Raw genomic sequence first — 24,282 nt, forward strand, 5'->3', positions numbered from 1 at the left:
TCCATGTTCGGCATGGGCTGGAGCGAGCTTTTGGTCGTTGGGGTCGTGGCGTTGATCGTCGTGGGGCCCAAGGATCTGCCGGTGTTGTTCCGGCAGATTGGGCAATTTGTTGGCAAGGCCAAGGGCATGGCGCGTGAATTTTCCAGCGCCATGAACGATGCCGCCAATGAAAGCGGGATGCGCGACATATCGAAAACGCTGAAATCGGCGACCAATCCGCTGGGCACCGCGATGGACGGGGTCAAGGACGCCGCGCGCGATGTCTCATCCTCGCTGCGCGATGTCGATCCCAACAGCGAGACCGGCAAGCTGGCCAGGGAACGCGCGGACAAGGCCAAGAAGATCCAGGCCTCGACCGCCCGCGCCGCCGCCGACCGCAAGACCCGCGAGGCCGAGGAGGCCCGCAAGGCTGCCGATGCCGCCGAGGCGGCCATTGGCAGTGACGCCGCCGATGAGACACCCCCGACACCCAAGAAGACACCCAAGAAGACACCCGACACATCCAAGGGCGACACATGAGCCACGCAGACGATATCGAAGACAGCAGCGCCCCGCTGATCGAGCATCTGGCCGAACTGCGCACCCGGCTGATCCGGTCCGTGCTGGCCTTTGTGCTGGGGATGATCTGCTGCTTTTCCTTCGGCAGTGCGATCCTCGATTTCCTGCTGGTCCCGATCGAACAGACCATGCGCGATCTGGGCAACCCCAATCCGGTGATGCAATACACCGCGCCGCAGGAATACTTCTTCACCCTCGTGCGGATCTCGATGGTGGGGGGGCTTGCGCTGTCGTTCCCGGTCATCGCCTACCAGCTTTGGCGCTTCGTGGCACCGGGGCTCTACCGCAATGAAAAATCCGCCTTCCTTCCGTTCCTGATCGCCTCGCCCGCGCTCTTCATGCTGGGGGCGGCCTTTGCGCATTACGTGGTCGTGCCGATGGCGATGAGCTTTTTCCTCGGCTTTGCCGATGCGGCGTCGATCCTGACGGCGATCGTGCAGGACGGCACGCTCGAGGATGGCATCGACGGTGCCATTCTGGAGGCCTCGGATGGCATCGACATCGTGTTCCAGGGCAAGGTCAACGAAAGCCTTGATATCACTCTTAAAATGATCGTGGCCTTTGGCCTGTGCTTTCAGTTGCCGGTGCTCTTGACCCTGATGGGCAAGGCCGGTCTGGTCACCGCCGAGGGGCTGGCCAACGTGCGCAAATATGCCGTCGTCGGCATTCTGGTGGTCGCGGCCCTCGTCACACCGCCCGACGTGGTGACCCAGCTGATCCTCTTCGTGGTGGTCTTTGGCCTCTACGAGATTTCGATCTGGCTGGTGCGCGGAGTAGAACGCCGCCGGGACAAGCGCCTGCGCGAAGAGGGCTATTTCGACGACGAGGACGATGAAGAAGGTCTCGACGACATTCTCGACGGTGACGACAAGGACCTGAAATAGTGATCGACGACCCGATGGACCGTATCGCGGCGGCGCTGGAGCGTATGGCGCCCGCGCCGCTGCAAGCCCCCGATTTCGACGCCGCCAGCGCCTTTGTCTGGCACACCGGCCCCGACCGGCTGGAACCTGTGCACCAGATCAGCCGGGTGCCGCTGAACCTGCTGGTGGGCAATGACCGCGCGCGCGACACGCTGCTGGCCAACACCACGCAGTTCGCGCGCGGGCTGCCCGCCAACAACGCGCTGCTCTGGGGCGCGCGGGGCATGGGTAAATCCAGCTTGGTCAAGGCGGTCCACGGTGCCGTTCAGGCAGAGCATCCGGGGCTTAAGATCGTCGAGCTGCAACGCGAGGATCTGCCCAGCGTCGGGCGTCTGCTGAACCTGTTGCGCGGGGCCAAGGGCCGCTTCGTGCTCTATTGCGACGACCTCAGCTTTGGCCATGACGACAGCCATTACAAATCGCTCAAGGCGGTTCTGGACGGCGGGATCGAAGGACGGCCCGAGAATGTCGTGCTCTATGCCACGTCGAACCGCCGCCACCTGATGCCCCGCGACATGATCGAAAACGAACGTCAAAGCGGTATCAACCCCGCCGAGGCGGTCGAGGAGAAGGTCTCGCTCTCGGACCGCTTTGGTCTGTGGCTGGGCTTTCATCCCTGCGATCAGGATCAGTACCTGGCGATGATCCGCGGCTATTGCGATGCCTACGGCGTGCAGATCGACGCCGCGACCCTGCGCAGCGAGGCCATCGAATGGCAGGCGACGCGCGGCGCGCGCTCGGGCCGCGTGGCCTGGCAGTATTTCGTCGATCTTGCAGGCCGCACCGGCGTCACGCTCTAGGCCGCCAGCAGCGCCGCCTCATAGGCGCGCAGGCAGGGCGCGACCTTTGGCCCATAGGCGGCAAGATCGGGAAACAGCGTCTCGATTTCGACCTTCGCGGCAGGGTTCACCGATTGCCGGGTCATGTCGCCGGGATAGAGCGTTTCCGACCAGATCCCGCCGGATTGCACCACGTGATGCGCGTCCAGCAGGATGTGGTGATAGGTGACCCGCCCGCCGACCCGGCGATAGACGCCGTCCAGGTGCAGCAGATCGACCGCCCGCACCAGAACCTGTTCCTGCCCGTAAAGCAGCTCGGCACGCCAGTCGGTCAGCAGGACACCGTGCTGCGGCGAGACCACCAGATCGGCGTCGTTGCCCAGCGTGCCTGCGCTGATGACGATGGGGGCCAGCGCGTACCGCGCGGCAACCGTCGTGGCCCCGATCCAGCGGATCGGCTGCGCGCCTGCGGTGCCGGTGATCACCAGATCGCCATGTTGCAGCGTCTCGACGGCGCGCGGACCGCTCGGTGTTTCGATCATCGTGCCCGACGCAAAGCACACGATGGTGCCGCCCAGATCGGCATGGGGCGTGTTGTCGTCGTTTTCGGTGACGGGACCGGTGGTCAGGTTGGTGTTCGCCGGGGGCATCCCATCGGGAAACACCAGGAAATAGCCGTTTTCACCGCCGTCCAACACGTCGTTGTCGTTGTTCAGATCCACGTCGATCACGCCGACGCGCCAGGTGGTCGACCCGTCGGTCACCTGAAACGTATAGTCCCAGATCACCTGCCGGTCGACGCCATCCACGTCGACGCGCTGTTCCCAGGCCCCGCCAAAGCGTTCGGCCGTATCGACATATTCGTTCACGTCGCCGTCGCCGTTGAACACGGTCGCACCGTCGTTTTCCTCGATCACGAAGCTGGTCTTTTCGCCCGAATAGCGCCAGGTGCCCGAAGGCGCATAGCTGTAATCGACAGCATTGCCGTTCAGCGTGCTCTGGGTGCCGCGGATGACGTTGGTATAACTGTAAAAGACGGCCATCTTGCCACCAATCCAAAAGTTGCCTTTGGATTGGGGCTAATTCGGAAACTGGGCGATGTTGGGGCGCTTGCACGGCAACGGTGGGAAATTTGTGGCGGGAACCATGCCCCGCCGCAGTTTCCACGAGGTATTCAATGCCTAAGCCGCTCAGGGCAGATAAGGTGCCGGATCAACGCTTTCGAACCCCTTGCGGACCTCGAAATGCAGATAGGCATCATCGCCCGCGCGCAGCTTGGCCAGGTTCTGCCCCCGCGTGACCGCATCGCCCTTCTTCACCGCCACGTCGGCCACGTTGGCATAGACCGTCAGCAGGTTGTCGGGGTGGCGCACCACGATGATCGGCACGCCCTCGGCACTTTGGGTGATCGCGGCGACACTGCCTGCGGCGGCGGCCTTCACCGGCGTGCCGGCGTTCGCCTTGATGTCGATGCCCTCGTTGCGACCCTTGGAATAGGCGCGGATGATCGAGCCCGTGACCGGATAGGCCATCGCGCTGTTGGTGTCGGGCTTGATCGTCTGTTTGCCGATGTCGGCCACGGGCTCTGCGGGCTTGGTCGCCACCGGCGCGGGCTTGGCGGTGTCGTCGCGGGGCAGGGGCGTCGCGGCACTGGGCGGGGTCGGCGTGGGGGACCCGACGCCCGGCGCGGTCGTGACCGGCACCGTGCGCTTGGGCGGTGCCTGCTGCGCCACGGGGATCAGCAGGAACTGCCCTTCGCGGATCGCGAAATCGCTGTTCAGCCCGTTCCATTCGGCCAGCGAACGCACCGGCACCTGATAGAGCCGCGAGATGGTATAGGCGGTCTCGCCACGCTCGACCTTGTGGCGGATCGGCTCCTGGCCGGTCTGCACTGCCACCGGTTGCGCCACGGGGGCGGGCGGCAGCGGCGTTGTCGCGGCGGAATTGTCGATGGCATTGCCCGCCAGCGTGGTCACGTCGATCGGCGACGCCTGGATCGGCCCGGTGCCGATGGCACCCGTCGCGGGCGACGGCTCGGCCACGCGGCGCGGCAGGGCGATGATCTCACCCGCACGCAGCGGCACATTGACCTCGATACCGTTGTATCGGCCAAGTTCGGCTGCGGTGACGCCCACGCGGCCCGCCACATCGTTCAGCGTATCGCCACGCTGCGCCACCGCCACCTGATAGTTGGGATAAGAGATAACACCGCGATTGTCGGGGCGGGGCCGGTCGGTGGTGGCATTGACCGCCGCGTCTGCCGTGGTGAATGCACCCGTGCCGCCGCGCAGGTCCATGTCCAGCGGCTGGTCGCAGGCCGCCAGCGCAAGCGCGCCACATGTTGCCAGCAGCAGGGGCGCGCGGTGGCGCGAAAGGGGTCGGATCATCTGGCTCGTCCTCTTGGCACGCCCCGTTATACGGGTTCGGGGCCTTCACTTCATGCCCCGCAAGGGGGTCTTGTTGTCGCTTTTGTCGGTCCACGCAACGCGCGGTCAACACCGCGTTGAACAAAGCCGCAAATCGGCATGTTTCCGCGTATTATGTATCTTTTCCCAAGCCCTCGAGCAAGGGGACGAAGCGCACCGGGCGCAATTCGTCGTATTCCAGACCGGTTTCGGTCTTGCGCACCCGGATCAAGCTTTGCACCGCGTCCGATTGGCCCACGGGCACCACCATGATGCCGCCGACCTTCAGCTGCGCCAGCAGGGGCCCCGGCGGGTCCTCGGCGGCGGCGGTGACCAGGATGCGGTCGAACGGTGCCTGATCGGGCAGACCGAAACTGCCGTCGCCGGTGATCGCGGTGATATTGGTCAGGTTCAGCGCATCGAAGATCTCGCGCGCCTGTCGCACCAGCCTGCGGTGACGGTCCACGGTATAGACCCTGCGCGCCAGCTTGCTCAGGATCGCCGCCTGATAGCCCGAGCCTGTGCCCACCTCCAGCACCTTGTCACGCGGGCTCAGCTGCAGCGCCTGCGTCATCAGCCCCACGACCGATGGCTGGCTGATCGTCTGCCCGCAGGCGATGGGCAGCGGCATGTCCTCATAGGCGCGCGCGGCAAAGAGGCCCCGGATGAACGGCCCGCGGTCGATCGCCTCCATCGCTTCCAGCACGGCCTTTTCCGTCACGCCCTTCGAGCGCAGCGCGTAAAGAAACTGCATCTTGCGTTGGGCGACCTCGTCGTCTGTCATGCGTTCAATGCCCCAAGCCGGTCCATCACGTCATGCGCGGTCAGATCGGCGCGCATCGGCGTGATCGAGATATAGCCTTCCAGATTGTCGGCAGCATCCGTGCCCGCAGCGGTCGGCACCTGCTGGTTGCCGCCCTTGATCCAGACGAACTTGCGGCCTGACGGGGCCTCGTGCGGCTCGGTCGAAAAGCGCACGCCGGGGCGCCGCCCTTGGGCGCTGAGACGGCTGCCCTTGACGTCGGCGGCACGCACGGGCGGAAAATTCACGTTGTAGAACAGGCGGTAATCGCCCGTGTCCTCGGGGCTTGCGGCCAATATCCGGCGCACCGTGTCTGCACCGTGGCTCAGCGCCGCCTCGAACGGATCGTCGATGGTGGCGTTCGCGGGTCCGAAATACTGCGACAGCGCAATCGCGGGAATGCCCTGCAACGCCCCCTCCATCGCGCCGCCCAGCGTGCCGGAATAAAGCGCGTTCTCGGCCGAGTTGTTGCCCCGGTTGACGCCCGACAGGATCAGGTCGGGGGCCTTGGCCCCCATCACGTCATGAATGCCCGCCAGAACGCAGTCGGCAGGGCTGCCCTCGGCGGCATAGCGGCGCGGGCCCAGCTTCGAGATCATCATCGGATGGGTGTAGCTGATGCAATGCGCCACCCCCGATTGCTCGAACGCAGGTGCGACGGTCCAGACCTCGCCGCTGTCGCCTGCAACCTCTTTGGCAATGGCGTGCAGGGTCTTCAGACCCGGTGCCGCGATGCCGTCGTCATTGGTGATGAGAATACGCATGTTCCGCCCCTTTTCCCCTTAGTATTCAGGCCGCAGCATTGCGGCAAGGGCAGGCAGGGCCACAGATGCGGTTTTGTGAAAGACAAGGCGCAGACGTTGCGTTCAGGACTCAGGCTTGGGAGTTAGAGCCCCGCCAGAATGCGCGCGGCTTCGGCATGCGGGTCGGCCAGCGCTGCGCGGTCCTCGCCGGGAAAGAAACGCGCGCGGGTGGCGGTGGGCATGGGCGCGGGCGTGTCGATGACCACGCGCGGCCCGGTCCTGGCGGTCTCCACCTGCCAGCTGCGCGCCAGCGCGATCTGTGCGGCCTTGGTCGATCCGTAGCTGCCGAAGAACTTGGTGCCCGCACGCGGATCGTCAAAGAAGATCGCGGTGCCATCGGTGCCCAGCAGCGGCGAGACATAGGTGATCAGCGTCGCCGTGGCGGTCACGTTCGCATTCACGGATTTTGCCATGTCACGCATGTCGATGTGGCTGGCAGGGGTCAGCGGTGCCGCATGGATCGCGGTATGCGCCCAGATGTCCAGTGTGCCCCAGCGGTCGTGAATGCCCCGGCACAGCGTCGCCATCGCCTCGGGCACGGTGATGTCCATCGGCGCCAGCGTGGCGCTGCCACCCAGCGCCTTGATCCGGTCGTCCAGCTCTTCCAGCGCGCCGGTGGTCTTGGCCACGGCAACGATGTGATGCGTCGGCGCCAGCGCCTCGGCAAGTGCAGCCCCCAGACCGCGCGACGCGCCGGTGATCAGGGCCAGTTTGGGGGCGATATCTGCAGCTTGTGTCATGCGCCGCGTGATGGTCCGATTGCGCGCCAAGGTCAAGAGGCGCGCATGTCGCGGCTCTGCTGCGCGAATAAAGGTCGCGGCTGTGCTGCGCCGATAGAAGTCGCGGCTATGCTGCGTTGCTCGCGCCACGCGGACGCAGGCGCGGGCGCAGGGTGCTGGCGATCTGCCCCGGCTGCGGCAGGCGCAAGACATCGGTGCCGCCATTGCGGGCAATGTGCAGCGCATCGTCGTCGATGGCCACGACCCGGCCCAGACGGGAGGTGTCCCCGGTGCCCACGGTGTCGATGCGCCCGTCGGGATAGCGGATCATCGCGCGCGGGGCGCTGTCGGCCCCGAAAATGCCCAGCAAGACGGGCCTGTTCAGGCGCACTGCGTTTTTCTGGGTCGCCAGCTGGCGCGTCTGGGGAGAGGCTTCGGCCATGTCGAAAAAGTCCTTCGGGGGTTTCGCTCAGGGCCGGTGCCTACCACGACCGCGATCGGTCGCAAGCGTGGCCCATTTGCCTATAGGCCGATTGGCGCGCGTCCCTGCGCCAAGCTTTGCCGAAGCCTGCGACACGTTGTGGCGGGGGGATTGCGCGTGCAAAGAATCGCGCGCGGATATCAGCGGCTTTGGCGGTGGTAGGTGAAGGTCATCGCCGCCAGATGGGCGATGGCATCCGTGTCCGCAGCGGCGTCGAGCCCCAGATGCAGCACGCGGCGACCGTCACCCGCGATGTCGGGATAGAGATCACGCATCCGCTGCGCCAGATCGGTCTTGCAATCGACGAAGACGCACAGCCTGTCGGGGGCCTCCGACGACCAGTTCAGCCGCAGGGTCGATCCGGTGCGCGGCCTTGCAGGACGCCACGCAGGCTGCCCCCATTTCAGCGATTCCGTCAGGGGGCCGACCCCGGCATCCCGTGCGGCGGCCAGGATGATGGCGCGCAAGGCATCAAAGCGGGCGCGGGCGGCGTCGGGCCAACGCCCGGTGATCTGGTTGAAGGGGTCCATGCGGAGAAGATTACCACAGGATGCTGACAGATGCTGTCACCAATGATTTATAAAGGGGGCGCTGCCCCCGCGCCTTGCGGCGCGCCCCCGGAGTTTATCTGGCAAGATGAAGGGGGCGCGCTATTCCGCCGCCTTCATCTCAAAGCCCTTTTCCAGCATGTCCGACGGCTTCACCGGATATTCACCCGAAAAGCAGGCGTCGCAATACTGCGGGCAGGCGTTGTTGCGGCCCTTGGCCTCGCCCACGGCGCGGTAAAGACCGTCAAGCGAGATGAACTTGAGCGAATCGACGCCCAGATGCGCGCGCATCTCGTCTTCGGACATGGTGGCGGCCAGCAGCTTTTCGCGCTGCGGCGTGTCAACGCCGTAGAAACAGGGCCATGCGGTCGGGGGCGACGCGATGCGAAAGTGGACTTCGGCAGCACCCGCATCCAGGATCATCTCCTTGATCTTGCGCGAGGTGGTGCCGCGCACCACGCTATCGTCGACCAGGATGACCCGTTTGCCCCTGATCAGCGCGCGGTTCACGTTCAGCTTCAGCCGCACGCCCATGTTGCGGATCTGCTCGGTCGGCTCGATGAAGGTGCGGCCCATGTATTGGTTGCGGATGATCCCCATCGCATAGGGAATGCCCGATTGCAGGCTGAAGCCGATGGCCGCAGGCGTGCCGCTGTCGGGCACGGGGCAGACCAGATCGGCGTCGACCGGGGCTTCCTTGGCCAACTCGCGGCCAATCGCCTCGCGCGTCTCATAGACGCTGCGCCCGCCCAGGATGCTGTCGGGACGCGAGAAATAGACGTGTTCGAAGATGCAAAAGCGCGGGGCGACGCGGCGGAAGGGAAACAGGCTTTCGACGCCCTTGTCGGTGATCACCACCATCTCGCCCGGCTCGATCTCGCGCACGAATTCGGCACCGATGATGTCGAGCGCGCAGGTCTCGGAACTCAGCGCCCAGCCGTCGCCGACGCGGCCCAGAACCAGCGGGCGCACGCCCAAGGGATCGCGCACGCCGATCAGCTTGGTGCGGGTCATGGCGACGATGGAAAACGCCCCCTCGACACGGCGCAGCGCGTCTTCCATCCGCTCGGGAATGTTGCGCTGCAACGACCGTGCCATCAGGTGGATGATGCATTCGCTGTCCGACGACGACTGAAAGATCGACCCGCGCTCGATCAGCTCGCGGCGCAGGGCATTGGCGTTGGTGATGTTGCCGTTGTGGGCAATCGCCGCACCGCCCATCGCGAATTCGCCAAAGAACGGCTGCACGTCGCGGATCGCGGTCTGGCCCTTGTTGCCGGACGTCGAATAGCGCACGTGACCGATGGCCAGCGATCCCGGCAGCGTCTCCATGATCTTCTGGCTGGTGAAGTTGTCGCGCACATAGCCGAAACGGCGGGCGGACTGAAACCCAAGCTCGGCGTCGTAGCTGACGATCCCGCCTGCCTCCTGACCCCGGTGCTGCAGCGCGTGCAGCCCAAGCGCCACAAAGTTCGAAGCGTCCTGGGTGCCGATGACACCGAACACCCCGCACTCTTCTTTCAGCTTGTCGTCGTCAAAAGGATGTGCGGGTGGCATCATGCATTCAGTCACGGGCAGATGGCTCCGAATCTGGGGTTGGACATGCGTCTGATACTGGGGCCCAGGCGTGGTGTCACGCCCTGCAGCCAAAATAGTTAGCATAATGTGCGCACATCACAGGACTGTGTCGAAACCGCCCTGATTGCGCAAACACTGTCACTGCTCGCAGGTGCCCACAAGGCTTTCGTATTGCACGGTGATCCACCCCAGCGCCTGTTCGGGCTTGCGGTCCTGGATGTCGGTGGTGTAGCGGCCAAAGACGGCGGCCGAGCGGCTTTCGTCGACGACGGTGAATTCCTGACCGGTGATGACGGTGTCGTAGACAAAGAAGGCCACGATCACCAGCAGGATGCCCCGCGCCACGCCGAAGAGAAACCCCAGACCCTGATCCACGCCGCCCATCGCCGAGCGTTGCACCAGCGATGAAAACAGCGGTGTGAACAGCGACACCACGATCAGCGCCACCGCAAAGACCAGCGCAAAGGCACCGATCACGCTCAGCTCGCAGCTGTCGGCCAGGAATTCGCCGACCACCGGGATCTCGCGCACCAGCGGCTCGACCTTGGGGGCGAACAGGAACGCCAGGATCGCGGCGGCAATCCAGCCCGCGATCGCCATGATCTCGCGCACGATGCCGCGCCCATAGGCCAGCAGGGCCGACAGGATGATGACGATGGCCACCACGCCATCAATGATTGTGAAACCGTCCATCATCCGTTCCTTGTCTGTGTGGCGTCATCCGGCGCCGAATACTTCACCCACGAAACTGGTCAGATCGTGCATCTGCTGCACCTTGATCCCCGAAGTTTCGATGGCCTTGCCGCCTGACGGGGCAAGTGCGGTGGTAAAACCAAGTTTTTGCGCCTCTTTCAACCTGTTTTCGGTTTGCGGCGCAGGACGCAGCGCGCCCGACAGGCTGATTTCCCCAAAAACCACCGCCCCTTCGGGCAGGGCGGCGTCTTCACGCGCACTCAGCAGGGCGGCGGCCACGGCCAGATCGGCGGCGGGTTCGGAAATCTTCATGCCGCCCGCGACGTTCAGATAGACATCAAGCCCGGCAAAGGGGATGCCGCAGCGCGCCTCGAGCACCGCAAGGATCATCGCCAGCCTGCCGCCATCCCAGCCCACGACCGTGCGCCGTGGCTGGCTGTGGGGCGAGGGCGCGACCAGCGCCTGCAACTCGACCAGCACGGGGCGGGTGCCCTCGATGCCTGCAAAAACCACCGATCCGGCGCTGGGTTTGCCACGTTCCGACAGAAACAGCGCCGAAGGGTTGGTGACCTGCTCCAGCCCGCGCCCGGTCATCTCGAACACGCCGATCTCGTCCGCGGGGCCAAAGCGGTTCTTGACCGCGCGCAGGATGCGGAACTGGTGCCCGCGCTCGCCCTCGAAATAAAGCACGGTGTCGACCATATGCTCGACCACGCGCGGGCCTGCGATCTGCCCGTCCTTGGTGACGTGACCCACCAGAATGACCGAGACGCCCTTGCGCTTGGCAAATGTCGTCAGCTCATGCGCCGCCGAGCGGACCTGACTGACCGAACCGGGGGCGCTGTCGACGGTGTCCGACCACATGGTCTGGATCGAATCGATGATCGCAAGGCCGGGGCGCTCCGCCTCGAGCGTGGTCAGGATGTTGCGCAGGTTGGTTTCCGCCGCCAGCAGCACCGGCGCATCCGACAGCCCCAGACGCTTGGCGCGCATCCGCACCTGTGCCGTGGCCTCTTCGCCGCTGACATAGATCGTCTTGACGCCAGAGCGCGCAAACTGCGCCGCCGCCTGCAGCAACAGCGTCGATTTGCCGATGCCCGGATCGCCCCCCACCAGCAGCGCCGAGGCAGGCACCAGCCCGCCGCCCAGCACGCGGTCCAACTCGTCTATGCCGGAATTGGTGCGCGGCGGCGGCGATTCCTCGGTCTGCAGATCGGTCAGCTGGATCGCCGCACCGCGATTCGCGCCAAGCGATTTCTTGCCGCCCGCAGACAGCCCTGCGTCCTCGACGATGGTGTTCCAGTCGCCACAGGCGTCGCAGCGCCCGGACCATTTGGTATGTGTCGCACCGCAGGCGGTGCAGGTGAAGGAGGGTGATTTGGCCATGCGCCTGATGTGCCCGACCCGGAGGGGGGCGTCAAAGGATAATGCACCGCAACGGGGCGCTGCCCCCGCGCCTTGCGGCGCTCCCCCGGAGTTTGTCCGGCAAGATGAAGTCTATTCCGCCGCTTTCGGCATCATCTTGGTCACGGTGTTGTCGGTCGCCACGATGGTTTCCAGCCCCAGTTCCGGCAGCACCTCGCGCATTTCGTCGCGCAGACGGTCAAGCTGTGCGGCGGCGACGGCCTCTTCCAGCTCCACATTGGTCAGCCAATGCCGGAACTCCGAACTGATCGACTTGGCATGATCAAGACGGCTGTTGAACTGCTCGACCTCATACTGACGCTGCTCAAGAAAGCTGCGGGCGCGGGCGACCTTTTCATCCGAATAGACTTCGGCCAGTTCCTTGGAAATATGCGACATTTGCGCCGCGACCTCCAACAGCGCCGGTTCCAGCGAACTGAGATCGGGATGATCGCGCAGATAGGCCAGCCGCTCGCGCACCGCGTCGAATTCGGTGGAAAAGCGGAACGCATCGCCCCGGTCGGCGGCATGCACGGCGGCATAGGCGCGGGCCACGTCGTCCATGTTCACCGAAAAATCCCGGTGCGCATGTTCCAGTTGCATGGTGCGCCGCGCACTCGGCAGGAAAAAGCACAGGCAGGTGGCAAAGACGGTCAGACCGATCTGCGCATACATTCCCGCCTGCGGCACAGGCGCTCCGTTCCAGGCCAGGGGCAGGTCGATCCATTGCCAATGACCCAAGGCCGACATGCCCGTGGCGACCAGCAATCCCAGTGCCGCGAGGGCAAAAAACGCCAGGGCGACGCGCTGCATCAGGAATCGGACCAAGTACACCAATGCGCCGATAGAATTTGTCAAATGCCGTCCCCCCGGATGAACAATCTTATCGGCAAGTATACGCCGATAGTGGGTGAACACATAAGGGTAAACTTTGTTCCCGACCGTGAATCTGTTGCGTTTGGACTGTGGTTTTCCGGTGTTCCGCCTGCATTGTTGCCGATTTGACGACAATTTATAGCGGGTTTTCCCTTTGTTCCGTGCGCAGCCCCACCCAGACCGGGGTGAGGATGCACGAGGTGAGGATGCACAAGGGAAAGAGGTAGAGGCCCCACGCGACCTCTATCCGGCGCATGACGGTCATCACGCGCTTGGCGTCAGATGCCCATCAAGCTCAATGCGGCGATGCATACCCGCGTCGCGAATGACAGCACGCTTGCTTCGTTCAACAGGACAATGACCACAGTCCCGACCGAGCACAGGACAAGAACCCCCTCGTAAAGCAGTTCGTCATAACGCCAGGGCGGATCATCGGCACCATAGCGCAGGATCTGCAAAACAAGACAAACGGCCAAGCCAAGGATAAGTCCAACCACGGCAGCGATGAAGGCAAGCAGATACATCGCGTTATTCTGTGCGTCGCCTGAGCGCCAAGTCAAGCCAGGTCAAGACTGGTCAAGTCAGGCCAAGCCAGGTCTGAAGTCGGCAGGTCGACACCATCACAAAGCCGCCCGTGCCAAGACAGAAACCGATATCGAGGACGAGGTCGAGGCTCATCCTCTAGCGCACGGCGGCAATCGGTCCCGTGGCGCGCCCGTGAATGAACTGATCGACATAAGGATCGCCCGCCGCGTCCATGTCGGCCACCGGCCCGGTCCACTTGATCACGCCCTCGTGCAGCATCGCCACATTGTCGGCAATCGCGCGCACCGACGACATGTCATGCGTGATCGTCACCGCCGTCGCACCCATCTCGGTCACGATCTCGCGGATCAGGTCGTTGATCACCCCCGCCATGATCGGGTCCAGCCCGGTGGTCGGCTCGTCGAAAAAGATGATCTCGGGATCGGCGGCAATGGCGCGGGCCAGCCCCACGCGCTTTTGCATGCCGCCCGACAGTTCCGCAGGCAGGCGGTCGGCCACATCCTCGGTCAGCCCCACGCGGCGCAGTTTCTCGACGGCAATGGCGCGCGCCTCCTCGCGGGGCCGCTTCAGCGATCCGCGCAGCAGGCGGAACGCGACGTTCTGCCAGACCGGCAGGCTGTCGAACAGCGCCCCGCCCTGAAACAGCATCCCGAACCGCGCCAGGAACGCATCGCGGTCGGCGCGGGTGATGTCGGTGCCATCGACGGTGATCTTGCCGCGGTCCGGCGTGACCAGCCCCAGCACCGCCTTGATCGTGATGGATTTTCCGGTGCCCGACCCGCCGATGATCACCATCGACGTGCCCTTGGGCACATGCAGGTCGACACCGCGCAGCACATGGTTGCTGCCAAAGGATTTGTGGACATCTTCAAGCGTGATCATAGCGAGAAAAACACCCCCGTAAGCACGAAGTTCGCAGCCAGGATCAGGATCGCCGCCGCCTCGACGCTGCCCTTGGTCGCGCGGCCCACACCTTGGGCGCCCCTCCCTGAATTCATCCCGAAATAGCAGCCCATCAGCGCCGCGATAAAGCCGAAGACGCCGCCCTTGGCCAGCGACGACACCACGTCGCGCACCTCAAGAAAGTTCATCGTGTTCTTGAGGTAGGCTGCCGGATTGAACCCCAGCGTGCCCGTGGCCACGGCCCAGCCGCCCGCAATGCCGATCACGTCGCCCACCGCCACCAGCAGCGGCACCACCAGGGTCGCCGCCAGCACGCGCGGCACGGTCAGGTATTTCATCGGATGCGTGGACAGGGTCACCAGCGCGTCGATCTGCTCGGTCACCTTCATCGTCGCGATCTCGGCGGCAATCGACGACGTCACCCGCGCCGCGATCATCAGCCCCACCAGTACGGGGCCCAGTTCGCGCACCATGCCGATGGCCACGATCTGCGGCACCACGGCCTCGGCGTTGAAGCGCGCGCCACCCGCATAGATCTGCAGCGCCAGCGCACCGCCGGTGAACACCGCCGTCAGCCCGACGACGGGCAGCGACAGCCACCCGATGTGCAACAGCGCAATCGCCAGCTCGCGGAAATAGAACGGCGGCCGCACCAGATGGCCGAGGGTCTGCGCCGCATAAAGCGTCACGCGCCCCACAGCGGCCAAAAGGCCCAAGGTCGCGGCCCCGATGGCGGCGAGAAACTTCATTCGGTGTACCTGCGGGCATAGCGGTGCCCCAGCGCGGTCAGGATTTCATAGCCGATGGTTCCGGCGGCATCTGCCAGATCGTCGACGCTCTGGTGCGGCCCCAGCAGTTGCAGATGCGCAGGGTCTTCGCCCAATGCGGTCACGTCCACGGTGATCAGGTCCATCGACACCCGGCCCACCACAGGAAGCGCCACGTCGCCCGCATAGACCTGCGCGCCGCCGCTGCCCATGGCGCGGATCAGCCCGTCGGCATAGCCTGCGGAAACCGTGGCGATCCGCGACGCGTGCGGCGCGGTCCAGCCGTTGCCATAGCCCACGGGCGCGCCCTGCGCCACGTCGCGCACCTGGATCACGGGCGCGTCCAGCGTCACCACGGCTTCGGCCCCTTCAAAGGGCAGCCCGCCATAAATCCCGACACCGGGGCGGCACAGATCGAAATGATACTCCTCGCCCAGCAGCAGACCGCCCGTCGCCGCCAGCGAGCGGGCTGCATCGATCCCGTCGGTCATCTCCTGAAACTGGCGCAACTGGCGCGCGTTCATCTCGTGGTCGGGATCGTCCGAACAGGCCAGATGCGACATGATCAGGGCAGGGCGCTGCGCCACCGCGATATCGCGCAGCGCGGACCATTCCGACGCCTGCATCCCCAGCCGGTTCATGCCGGTGTTCAACTGCAGGCCAAAGGGCGATCCCGGCAGCGCCTCGACATGGCGCAGCATCTGGTCGACCGAGTTCAAGAGCGGCGTCAGACGCCCCTCGCGGATGGCCCCGGTGTCGCCGTCCATATGCCCCGAAAACACGTAGATCACCGGCCCGTGCCCCAGGGCGGCGCGCAAGGTGGCGCCTTCCTCGGCGGTCGCCACGAAAAAGCTGCGGCAGCCCGCACGCGCCAGCACCCGCGCCACCACGGGCGCACCCAGACCATAGCCATTGGCCTTGACCACCGCCCCGGTCTCGACTTCGGTGCGCGCGTCAAGCGATTGCCAGTTCCGCGCAATCGCGCCGGTGTCGATGGTCAAGATAGCCGTTGTCATGCGCGGCGTTGTGGCATGTTTGCGGCCAAGGTCAAGGTGTGACGTCCGCGCGGAGGGCCGGGGGAGGCGGAAAGGGCGGTGGACGCCGGTGAAATGGACGGCCGCGAAGATCGTGACCTCGCCCCAAAGGGCAGCGCCAGACCGCGGGTGGGCGCACTAACCTCCGTCCATGCCACTTTATCCCTCAGCCTTGGCGTGCGGATGAAGACAGGCAATACGGTGAGAAAGCGCCCGCCCATGGGGCGGTCGGGCGCTGCCTCTCACACATTGCAAAGCAATGTGTTGCCGGCAGGTGTTCGCTTGCGAACACCGAGAGGCCGGCGGTGCTACGCACCTTGATTCCGGGCTTTGGTGGGTGGGGCAGGTGTGGCGAACGGCACCTTGACCCCTCAGGCAGGCGAAAGAAGACCACCGCATTGATCGCAATTCATCTGGTCTGTGCTAGACTGAGCGAGGGTGCGAAAAGAGACGCACTGTTCGGGAGGTTTCATTTGGAAACGAAGTCATGCGTAACGATCGGCTCCTGGCGGGGCGCGCTGCGATGACGCGGCCGTCGACGGAATTGCTCGCCGTTTCGCGCCGCTGGATTGATGCAATCCAACACAAGCGCAAAACCGAGATGCGCAACCTGTTGTCGGAACGCCAACACCTGCGGTTTGTCGGCACCGGCGACGGCGAAATATGGGCGGGTGATGCGGTGCGCGAAGGCATAGGAGAGTTCTTCGGCGTCATCCCACAATTTCTCAAACACGAAGAAACTTTCGCCGAAGCCTTTGAAAATGGTGACTCCGGATGGGCGTGCCTGGCGCATGCGATTGTTTTTGCCGATCAGCCCGACCGGACGTTTCACGTGCGCAGCACCCTGATCTTCGCGCTTGAAGACGGCGTTTGGAAAATCGTGCAGCGCCATGGCTCGGTTCCGCTCCCGAATGTCGATTTCACCGGAATCGAACAAAACGCCATCGCCGACCTCGTCGCTGCCGCGCGGACAGGGTTTTCGCTGGATCAGCGGGATGGCTTTGCCTCGATCATGTTCACCGACATCGTCAATTCGTCACGCCTTGCGTCGATGATGGGCGACCGTCTGTGGTCCTCCGAGGTGGCTCGGCACTTTGCCACGCTGCGCAAGATCATCGAAGACGCGGACGGTCAGTTCGTGAAATCGCTGGGCGACGGAACCATGTCAAGCTTTCCCGAACCCGCTCGGGCGTTGCACGCCGCGCAGGCAATCCTGCACGCGACTGACCAATCCGACGGACCTGCCATCGCCCTGCGTATTGGTATCCACACCGGCAATATTGTTCAGACAAATGATGATTTTTTCGGGTCTGTCGTAAACAAGGCGGCACGGATTGCAGCCTATGCGGCTCCGGGCGAGATCCGTGTCTCCGACGCCACGCGCAAAATGATCGGCGATTCGCAGAACTACCGCTTCTCCAAAACGATTTCCGCGCAGTTGCAAGGGTTTGACGGCGAACACCTCGTTCACCTGCTGGTCTAAGGAAAAGCTGGAAAAGGTCTGGACATCCTGCGTGCCTCAAAGGCTTCCAGCAAACATCCCCCCCTCAAAACTCCTGCTCACCACCGCTCTGCTGCCAGGGCTGCACCAGGTTGCCAAAGCGCGTAAACCGACCCTCAAAGCTCAGCTCGACCGTGCCGATCGGCCCGTGACGCTGCTTGCCGATCACCACTTCGGCGCGGCCGTGCAGGCGTTCCATCTCTTCTTGCCACTTGGCCATCGCTTCCAGATCGTGATCGCCGGGCTTTTCGCGCTCCTTGTAGTATTCCTCGCGGAACACGAACATCACCACGTCGGCGTCCTGCTCGATCGAGCCGGATTCGCGCAGGTCCGACAGCTGCGGGCGCTTGTCTTCGCGGCTTTCCACCTGACGCGACAGCTGCGACAGGGCGATCACCGGAATGTCCAGCTCCTTGGCGATGGCTTTCAGACCCATCGTGATCTCGGAAATCTCGTTCACCCGGTTTTCCGATTTGCCGGTGCCGCGCACCAGTTGCAGATAGTCGACGATCAGCACGTCCAGCCCATGCGTCCGCTTCAGACGGCGCGCGCGCGCGGCCAGCTGGCTGATCGGCAGGGCGGGCGTGTCGTCGATATAAAGCGGGCAGGCCTCCAGCGACTTGGCCGCATCCACGAACCGGCGGAACTCGGTCTCGGTCATGTCGCCGCGCCGGATCTGCTCTGACGGCACTTCGGAGGCTTCCGACAGGATCCGCGCGGCCAACTGCTCGGCGCTCATCTCCAGCGAATAGAACCCCACGACACCGCCATCAATCGCGCCTTCCGACCCATCGGGCAAAAGCCCGCGCTTGTACGCCTTGGCCACGTTGAACGCGATGTTCGTCGCCAGCGAGGTTTTCCCCATCGACGGACGCCCCGCCAGGATCAAAAGATCCGAGCGGTGCAGCCCGCCCAGCTTCTTGTCCATGTCGATCAACCCGGTGGACACACCCGAAAGCCCGCCCTCGCGCTGATAGGCGGCGTTGGCCACGTTGACCGCATCGGTCACCGCCTTCAGGAACGACTGAAAGCCGCTCTCGGTCTGGCCCTGCTCGGCCAGTTTATAAAGCTGCTGCTCGGCCTCGACGATCTGCTCGCGCGGTTCCGACGACACATCGACCTTGGCCGCCTTGGCACTGATGTCGCGGCCCAGCAGGATCAGATCGCGGCGCACCGCCAGATCATAGATCATCCGCGCATAGTCGCGCACCGCAAAGGCCGAAATCGCAGCCCCGGCCAGACGCGCCAGATAGGCAGGCCCGCCCAGCTCCTTCAGGCCCTCGTCATCCTCCATGAACGCCTTCAGCGTCACCGGCGACGCCAGGTTGTTCTTGGCGATCCGCGCCGAGGCGATGTCATAGATGCGCGCGTGCACCGGATCATAGAAATGATGCGGCCCGATGATCGACGCGACACGGTCGTAGATGTCGTTGTTGGTCAGGATCGCACCCAGAAGCTGTTGCTCGGCCTCGATGGAATGCGGCATGGTCTCGGCGGCCTGAACCTCCGGCGTGCTGTTTTGGAAACTGCTGATCTCGTTCATGGCTCACCCCGTTTATTGACCCGTCTCGCGCGAGTGTCCCGTCATAGACGGCACCGTGCAGCGCAAGCAATCTGGAAATCCTGTGGATAACCTGGTCTCGGGGACAAGCCTACATCATCTGGTGGGCGAATGCAGTGCCCTAAACCAGATGATGTGAAAACTTATGCCTTTTTATGTGCCTCTTGCCACCCGCGCGGGTCGTTCAAAAAGGCCTCGACCCCCTCAAGCGTGGCGGCATCAAAGGTGCCTTGCGCCTTGGCTTCGGCCAGCACATCCCACCAGGTGCACAGGTGGTGCAGCGCAACCCCATGATCGCCCAAGGTCTTTTCGGTCTCGGGGAAGATGCCATAGTAAAAGATCACCGCCGTGTGCCCGCAGGTGGCCCCGGTCTCGCGAATCGCATCGACAAACGACAGCTTGGAGCCGCCGTCTGTGGTCAGATCCTCGACCAGCAGAACCCGCTGGCCGGGCGTCATCACGCCCTCGATGCGGGCGTTGCGGCCATAGCCCTTGGGCTTCTTGCGCACATAGGTCATCGGCAGCGCCATCCGCTCGGCCACCAGCGCGCCAAAGGGGATGCCCGCCGTCTCGCCGCCCGCCACATTGTCGAACGCCTCGAAGCCTGCGTTGCGCATCACGGTGACGGTCAGGAAATCCATCAGCGTGGAGCGGATGCGCGGATAGGAGATCAGCTTGCGGCAATCGATATAGGTGGGGCTGGGCAGCCCCGAGGCCAGCGTGAACGGGTCCGTGGCATTCAGATGCACCGCCTCGATCTCAAGCAACATGCGGGCGGTCAGGCGCGCCATTTCGGCGGCATCGGGATAGCTGGTGGGGATCATGGCGTGTGTCCTCGGGGGCGGTTGTACGTGTGGAAGCCGTGGAAGCCTCCGGCGGGAGTTTATCTGGCAAGATGAAGCTCAGGTCACCGACCAATCGAGCGGCCAGCCGGGGTCAAAGACGGTCACGGGTCCGTCCTCGGTGTCGATATGCGGCGGATAGGCGGGCGCGCTGCGGGTCAGCGTCAGCGTGGTGTCGTTCGCAGGCAAGCCATAGAACGCCGGGCCATTGAGCGACGCGAAGGCTTCGAGCCGGTCCAGCGCGCCATCCTGCTCGAACACCTGCGCCAGGATCGACATGGTGTTGGGCGCGGTAAAGCAGCCCGCACAGCCGCAAGGCAGCAGCTTGTTGGCATCGGTGTGCGGCGCGCTGTCGGTGCCCAGAAAAAACCGCGCATCGCCCGAAGTGGCGGCGCGGCGCAGGGCCAGACGGTGCTCTTCGCGCTTGGCGACCGGCAGGCAGTAGTAATGCGGTTTGATCCCCCCGGCGAGGATGTGGTTGCGGTTGATCACCAGGTGATGCGTGGTGATCGTGGCGCCCAAGCTGTCGTCCTGCGCGCTGGCATAGTCCACCGCGTCGGACGTGGTGATATGTTCCATCACCACCCGCAGACCGGGCGTGGCGCGGCGGATCGGGTCCAGCACGCGGTCGATGAACACCGCCTCGCGGTCGAAGATGTCGATGTCTGCGTCGGTCACCTCGCCGTGCACGCACAGCGGCAGGCCGATCTCGGCCATCTTCTCCAGCACCGGGCGCACGTGGTCGAAATTGGCCACTCCGGACGCCGAATTGGTGGTCGCCCCCGCAGGGTAAAGCTTGACCGCCGTGATCAGCCCCGCGGCATGGGCCGCAGCCACATCGGCAGCGTCGGTGTCCTCGGTCAGGTACAGCGTCATCAGCGGCGTGAAATCCATGCCCTCGGGCAGGGCGGCCATGATCCGGTCGCGGTAGGCCTGCGCCTGCGCGCCTGTCACCACGGGCGGCACCAGGTTGGGCATGATGATCGCACGGGCGAAATGGGCGGCGGTGTGCGGCAACACGGCCCGCATCATCGCGCCATCGCGCAGGTGCAGGTGCCAGTCGTCGGGGCGGCGGATCGTCAGGGTATCTGTCATGCCCCTGCCGTTAGCACGCGGTGCCCCAGCGCACCAGCGTCAGTTGTCCAGTTCTTTCAGCTTGCGGGCAAAGCGCGGCGCGGTGATCCGGCCCGTCACGTTGACGCACAGCGCCCGGATCAGCAGCGTGCGCTTGTCGATGTCCAGCGCCGACAGCACCGCGCGCAGATAGGGCGGATAGTCGCGCCGCGCGCGCCACAGCATCGCAAAGCTGCGGGTGCCGAGCGTGCCCGCCGCCGTCTGTTCCAGCAGCGGCTGGATCAGGTCCATGTTGATCATGTGGGTCTGTATCGCATCGCCCAGATGGCGCGTGCGCAGCTTTTGCACGTTGCCGCGGGTGAACAGCGCCGCGTGCATCGCATCCAGCGTCTCGCGCGGGTCGTAGACCACATGCGCCTGTGCGGCGGCGTCCAGCATATCGGGCGCAAAGCCATAGCGGCTGCTGAAATCGGTGCGGCGCATGTCGACAAAGCGGTCGTCCCAGTCGGTCACCCGCACGTCCAGCGTCGCCTGCGGCTGGATCGCCAGAACCCGCGCCCCCGGTGACGCCACCGAATAGGCGGCAGCGGCATAGCCACAAGGCCCGGCACCATAGAACACCACCGTCTCGTAGGCGTCAAAGAACCCGTCGTCGATCAGCCGGTCGAAATAGGCATAGACCGCCGGGTCCCGAAACCAGGTGTCGCCGTCCGATCCGATGCACAGATGCGACCAGCCGTGGCGGCGCACCATGTTCCAGCCCATCGGAATGGCGTCTTCGGACAGCGCGCGCATGCCCTGCACCGTCTCGAAGGTGACCAGCAGCGTGTCGCCCTGTTCCACATGAGCCGCGAAATGCCGTTTGCCAAGGTGCTCGAAATGGCCGCGTTCTCCGGCAATCTCGGCCAGCGCGCCTTGCCATTCGTCTTTGCTCAGCCCCGAAAGCGTCGGGTTGAATGTGTCCGCAGCGTTCTGCATTCCGGCTGTCCCTCAATACCTGTGACGCGCGGTTGTCCCGCCCCGCCCTGTCGTGTCCCGTGCTGTCCTGCTCAAGGCTCTAGAGACGCAATACGGCGAAATCACGGCGAAACCATGGGGCAGGCGGGCCATTGTTGCGGTTTTGGCACCGACACGCGCCGACACCCCGCATCGCCTTTCGCGCAGCGGACGCTTGACCTTGCAGACCAGCGGTGCACGATTGTCCCAACAGGGGGAGAGCGCATGATGACCAGACCCATCTCGATCGACGCGGTGCAGCAGATGCTGGGGGCCCAAGGCTACGTCTGCGACCGCGCGCTGGGCACCGTGGTGTTCCTCGCCCTGTCGCTCGGCCGCCCGCTGTTTCTGGAAGGCGAGGCAGGCGTCGGCAAGACCGAGATCGCCAAGGCGCTTGCCGCGGCGCTGGGCCGTCGCCTGATCCGTCTGCAATGCTACGAAGGGCTCGATGCCTCCAGCGCCGTCTACGAATGGAACTTTCCCGCCCAGATGATCGCCATCCGCACCGCCGAGGCCGCAGGCACCGCTGACCGTGCCGCCCTCAAGGCCGAGCTGTTCAGCGAGGAATACCTGATCGAACGCCCGCTGCTCGATGCGATGCGCCCCGACGAAAATGGCCCGCCCGTGCTGCTGATCGACGAGCTGGACCGCACCGACGAGCCCTTCGAGGCCTATCTGCTCGAAGCGCTCAGCGACTTCCAGATCACCATCCCCGAGCTTGGCACGATCAAGGCCCCCGAGCCGCCCATCGTCATCCTGACCTCGAACCGCACCCGCGAAGTGCACGACGCGCTCAAACGCCGCTGTCTCTACCACTGGGTCGACTACCCCGACTTCGACCGCGAGATGCAGATCCTGACCGCCCGCGCGCCGCAAGCCGCCGAGAACCTCAGCCGCGAGGTCGTGGCCTTTGTCCAAGCCTTGCGCACCGAGGATCTGTTCAAGAAACCGGGCATCGCCGAAACCATCGACTGGGCCAAGTGCCTGCTGGCCCTCGACGTGCTGACGCTCTCGCCCGAGGTCATCGCCGACACGCTGGGCGCCGTGCTGAAATACCAGGACGACATCGCCCGGCTGCACGGCTCCGAAGCCAAACGCCTGCTCGATCAGGCCCGCGCCAGCCTGGAACCCACCTGATGCTTCTTCTGGCTAAAAATATCCCGGGGGTCCGGGGGCCGGCCCCCGGCGGCTAGACCATGGTCGAACACATCCCGCTGGAACTGCCCGAAAATCCCCGTCTTGCGGGCAACATCACCCATTTCGCCCGTGCCCTGCGCCGCGCCGGTCTGCCCATCGGTCCGGGCCGGGTGATCGACGCCATCCGCGCGGTCGAGGTGGCAGGCTTCACCGAGCGGCGCGATTTCTACTGGACCCTGCACGCCTGTTTCGTGAACCGCCCCGAACATCGTCTGATCTTTCGCCAGATCTTTCGGCTCTACTGGCGCGATCCGCGCTATCTCGAACACATGATGGCCGCGATGCTGCCCGCGATCCGGGGCGTTCAGGAAGAACGCGCCGGGCAGGCGGGCGAAAAACGCGCCGCCGAGGCCTTGCTCGACGGCGCCGAAGCGCCTGATTTCGATGTCCAGCAAGACGAGGACGAGGGCGAGACCCAGATCGAGATCGACGCCAGCTTCACCACCTCCTCCGAGGAAAAGCTGAAGACGCTGGATTTCGAACAGATGAGCACCGCCGAAATGGCCCAGGCCAAGCGGATGCTGGCGCGGATGCGGCTGCCGGTTGATCCGATGCCCACCCGCCGGATGCAGCCCTCCCTGCGCGGCGGCGTCGATCCTGCAAAAACCCTGCGCGCCGCCATGCGCACCGGTGGCGATATCCGCAGCATCGCCCGCCGCGCGCCGCGCACGCGCTGGCCCAATCTGGTGGTGCTGTGCGACATATCCGGCTCGATGAGCCAGTATTCCCGCGTCGTCCTGCATTTCCTGCACGCGGTCAGCAATGCCAAGGGGGCAGGCTGGGCGAAGGTCCACGCCTTCACCTTCGGCACGCGGCTGACCAACATCACCCGCCATCTGGACCACCGTGACGTTGACGCAGCCCTCGCCGCCGCCGGGGCCGAAGCGCAGGATTGGGAAGGCGGCACCCGCATCGGAGAATGTATCGAGACCTTCAACCGCGACTGGTCGCGCCGCGTGCTGGGGCAGGGGGCTGTGGTCCTGCTGATCACCGACGGTCTCGACCGTGGCGCGCCCGAGGTGCTTGCCAGGCAGATGCAGCGGCTGCACCTGTCAGCCAAGCGGCTGATCTGGCTCAACCCCTTGCTGCGCTGGGATGAATTCGCCCCCAAGGCGCGCGGCATCGCGGCGATGCTGCCCCACGTCGACAGCTTCCGCGCCGGTCACTCGATCGCCTCGCTCGAAGAACTGGCCCAAGTGATCTCGCGCAAGGACGACGTCGGCGAAAAGGCCCGCCTGATGGGGCTGATCGGGAGGTAGCTGTCTGATAGGGCGCTGATAGGGCGCTGATAA

25 protein-coding genes are annotated in these 24,282 nt (G+C 64.7%); 6 read left to right on the top strand and 19 right to left on the bottom strand.

Annotation, left to right across the window (positions count from 1 at the left end):
* Window positions 1–3: 3 nt before the first annotated feature.
* Genes tatB through NTA49_RS08100 form a run of 3 tightly spaced genes read left to right on the top strand, consistent with a single transcriptional unit; the run spans window position 4 to window position 2,281 of the window.
* A complete protein-coding gene (tatB, locus tag NTA49_RS08090; protein WP_258294192.1) occupies window positions 4–519 on the top strand; it encodes a Sec-independent protein translocase protein TatB in 516 nt (171 codons plus the stop codon).
* Window positions 516–1,442 (top strand): twin-arginine translocase subunit TatC, encoded by a 927-nt coding sequence (gene tatC / locus NTA49_RS08095; RefSeq protein WP_258294195.1) that lies wholly within the window; start codon window positions 516–518, stop codon window positions 1,440–1,442. Before tatB ends, tatC begins: the two co-directional genes overlap by 4 nt.
* Complete coding sequence (locus tag NTA49_RS08100; protein ID WP_258294197.1) at window positions 1,442–2,281, top strand: ATP-binding protein; 840 nt, start codon at window positions 1,442–1,444, stop codon at window positions 2,279–2,281. Before tatC ends, NTA49_RS08100 begins: the two co-directional genes overlap by 1 nt.
* Here the strand turns inward: NTA49_RS08100 and NTA49_RS08105 are convergent.
* The 15 genes from NTA49_RS08105 to alr form a co-directional block, all read right to left on the bottom strand.
* Window positions 2,278–3,303: a Hint domain-containing protein gene (locus NTA49_RS08105; RefSeq protein WP_258294198.1), complete on the bottom strand. Its 1,026-nt coding sequence runs from the start codon at window positions 3,301–3,303 to the stop codon at window positions 2,278–2,280. The genes NTA49_RS08100 and NTA49_RS08105 overlap by 4 nt on opposite strands.
* Window positions 3,304–3,450: 147 nt before the next feature.
* Window positions 3,451–4,647: a peptidoglycan DD-metalloendopeptidase family protein gene (locus tag NTA49_RS08110; protein WP_258294199.1), complete on the bottom strand. Its 1,197-nt coding sequence runs from the start codon at window positions 4,645–4,647 to the stop codon at window positions 3,451–3,453.
* 151 nt (window positions 4,648–4,798) lie between these two features.
* The gene (locus NTA49_RS08115) at window positions 4,799–5,449 is read right to left on the bottom strand and encodes a protein-L-isoaspartate(D-aspartate) O-methyltransferase (protein ID WP_258294200.1); all 651 of its coding nucleotides are present in this window, start codon (window positions 5,447–5,449) and stop codon (window positions 4,799–4,801) included.
* Complete coding sequence (gene surE / locus NTA49_RS08120) at window positions 5,446–6,231, bottom strand: 5'/3'-nucleotidase SurE (RefSeq protein WP_258294201.1); 786 nt, start codon at window positions 6,229–6,231, stop codon at window positions 5,446–5,448. Before surE ends, NTA49_RS08115 begins: the two co-directional genes overlap by 4 nt.
* Window positions 6,232–6,353: 122 nt before the next feature.
* Complete coding sequence (locus tag NTA49_RS08125; protein WP_258294202.1) at window positions 6,354–7,010, bottom strand: SDR family NAD(P)-dependent oxidoreductase; 657 nt, start codon at window positions 7,008–7,010, stop codon at window positions 6,354–6,356.
* A 106-nt stretch (window positions 7,011–7,116) separates the two neighbouring features.
* Entirely contained in the window at window positions 7,117–7,431 is a 315-nt protein-coding gene (locus NTA49_RS08130) for a hypothetical protein (protein WP_258294203.1), read from the bottom strand.
* 179 nt (window positions 7,432–7,610) lie between these two features.
* Entirely contained in the window at window positions 7,611–8,000 is a 390-nt protein-coding gene (locus NTA49_RS08135) for a hypothetical protein (protein ID WP_258294204.1), read from the bottom strand.
* Between the two features lie 120 nt (window positions 8,001–8,120).
* Window positions 8,121–9,575, bottom strand: a complete 1,455-nt coding sequence (gene purF, locus NTA49_RS08140) for an amidophosphoribosyltransferase (protein WP_261368217.1) — start codon at window positions 9,573–9,575, stop codon at window positions 8,121–8,123.
* A gap of 159 nt (window positions 9,576–9,734) precedes the next feature.
* Window positions 9,735–10,289 (bottom strand): CvpA family protein, encoded by a 555-nt coding sequence (locus NTA49_RS08145; RefSeq protein WP_258294206.1) that lies wholly within the window; start codon window positions 10,287–10,289, stop codon window positions 9,735–9,737.
* Between the two features lie 24 nt (window positions 10,290–10,313).
* Window positions 10,314–11,675, bottom strand: a complete 1,362-nt coding sequence (gene radA, locus NTA49_RS08150; RefSeq protein WP_258294207.1) for a DNA repair protein RadA — start codon at window positions 11,673–11,675, stop codon at window positions 10,314–10,316.
* A gap of 111 nt (window positions 11,676–11,786) precedes the next feature.
* Window positions 11,787–12,551: a hypothetical protein gene (locus NTA49_RS08155; RefSeq protein ID WP_258294208.1), complete on the bottom strand. Its 765-nt coding sequence runs from the start codon at window positions 12,549–12,551 to the stop codon at window positions 11,787–11,789.
* Window positions 12,552–12,847: 296 nt separating this feature from the next.
* A complete protein-coding gene (locus tag NTA49_RS08160; protein WP_258294209.1) occupies window positions 12,848–13,093 on the bottom strand; it encodes a hypothetical protein in 246 nt (81 codons plus the stop codon).
* A 157-nt stretch (window positions 13,094–13,250) separates the two neighbouring features.
* On the bottom strand, window positions 13,251–13,997 hold the full coding sequence (locus tag NTA49_RS08165) for an ABC transporter ATP-binding protein (RefSeq protein ID WP_258294211.1): 747 nt from the start codon (window positions 13,995–13,997) through the stop codon (window positions 13,251–13,253).
* Window positions 13,994–14,767 (bottom strand): MlaE family ABC transporter permease, encoded by a 774-nt coding sequence (locus NTA49_RS08170; protein ID WP_258294212.1) that lies wholly within the window; start codon window positions 14,765–14,767, stop codon window positions 13,994–13,996. Before NTA49_RS08170 ends, NTA49_RS08165 begins: the two co-directional genes overlap by 4 nt.
* Window positions 14,764–15,801 carry an alanine racemase gene (gene alr, locus NTA49_RS08175; RefSeq protein WP_258294213.1) on the bottom strand — a complete coding sequence of 346 codons (1,038 nt, stop codon included), beginning with the start codon at window positions 15,799–15,801 and terminating at the stop codon, window positions 14,764–14,766. The genes NTA49_RS08170 and alr overlap by 4 nt, the downstream gene beginning before the upstream one ends.
* Before the next feature lie 505 nt (window positions 15,802–16,306).
* Here alr and NTA49_RS08180 point away from each other — a divergent pair.
* Window positions 16,307–17,302 carry an adenylate/guanylate cyclase domain-containing protein gene (locus tag NTA49_RS08180; RefSeq protein ID WP_258294214.1) on the top strand — a complete coding sequence of 332 codons (996 nt, stop codon included), beginning with the start codon at window positions 16,307–16,309 and terminating at the stop codon, window positions 17,300–17,302.
* A gap of 64 nt (window positions 17,303–17,366) precedes the next feature.
* Here the strand turns inward: NTA49_RS08180 and NTA49_RS08185 are convergent, their stop codons facing one another.
* The 4 genes from NTA49_RS08185 to NTA49_RS08200 all read right to left on the bottom strand — a co-directional run bounded on the left by NTA49_RS08185 (window position 17,367) and on the right by NTA49_RS08200 (window position 21,775).
* Entirely contained in the window at window positions 17,367–18,863 is a 1,497-nt protein-coding gene (locus NTA49_RS08185) for a replicative DNA helicase (RefSeq protein ID WP_258294215.1), read from the bottom strand.
* A gap of 161 nt (window positions 18,864–19,024) precedes the next feature.
* On the bottom strand, window positions 19,025–19,705 hold the full coding sequence (locus NTA49_RS08190; protein ID WP_258294216.1) for an orotate phosphoribosyltransferase: 681 nt from the start codon (window positions 19,703–19,705) through the stop codon (window positions 19,025–19,027).
* A gap of 78 nt (window positions 19,706–19,783) precedes the next feature.
* Window positions 19,784–20,818: a dihydroorotase gene (gene pyrC / locus NTA49_RS08195; RefSeq protein ID WP_258294217.1), complete on the bottom strand. Its 1,035-nt coding sequence runs from the start codon at window positions 20,816–20,818 to the stop codon at window positions 19,784–19,786.
* Window positions 20,819–20,857: 39 nt separating this feature from the next.
* Complete coding sequence (locus NTA49_RS08200) at window positions 20,858–21,775, bottom strand: hypothetical protein (RefSeq protein ID WP_258294218.1); 918 nt, start codon at window positions 21,773–21,775, stop codon at window positions 20,858–20,860.
* 246 nt (window positions 21,776–22,021) lie between these two features.
* On the opposite strand from NTA49_RS08200, the gene NTA49_RS08205 reads away from it, so the two are divergent.
* Entirely contained in the window at window positions 22,022–22,930 is a 909-nt protein-coding gene (locus NTA49_RS08205) for an AAA family ATPase (protein WP_261368219.1), read from the top strand.
* A gap of 59 nt (window positions 22,931–22,989) precedes the next feature.
* Window positions 22,990–24,249: a vWA domain-containing protein gene (locus NTA49_RS08210; RefSeq protein ID WP_258294220.1), complete on the top strand. Its 1,260-nt coding sequence runs from the start codon at window positions 22,990–22,992 to the stop codon at window positions 24,247–24,249.
* Window positions 24,250–24,282 lie beyond the last annotated feature (33 nt).

Source organism: Pseudosulfitobacter koreensis (genome assembly GCF_024733015.1).
GTDB classification, from domain to species: Bacteria; Pseudomonadota; Alphaproteobacteria; order Rhodobacterales; family Rhodobacteraceae; genus Pseudosulfitobacter; species Pseudosulfitobacter koreensis.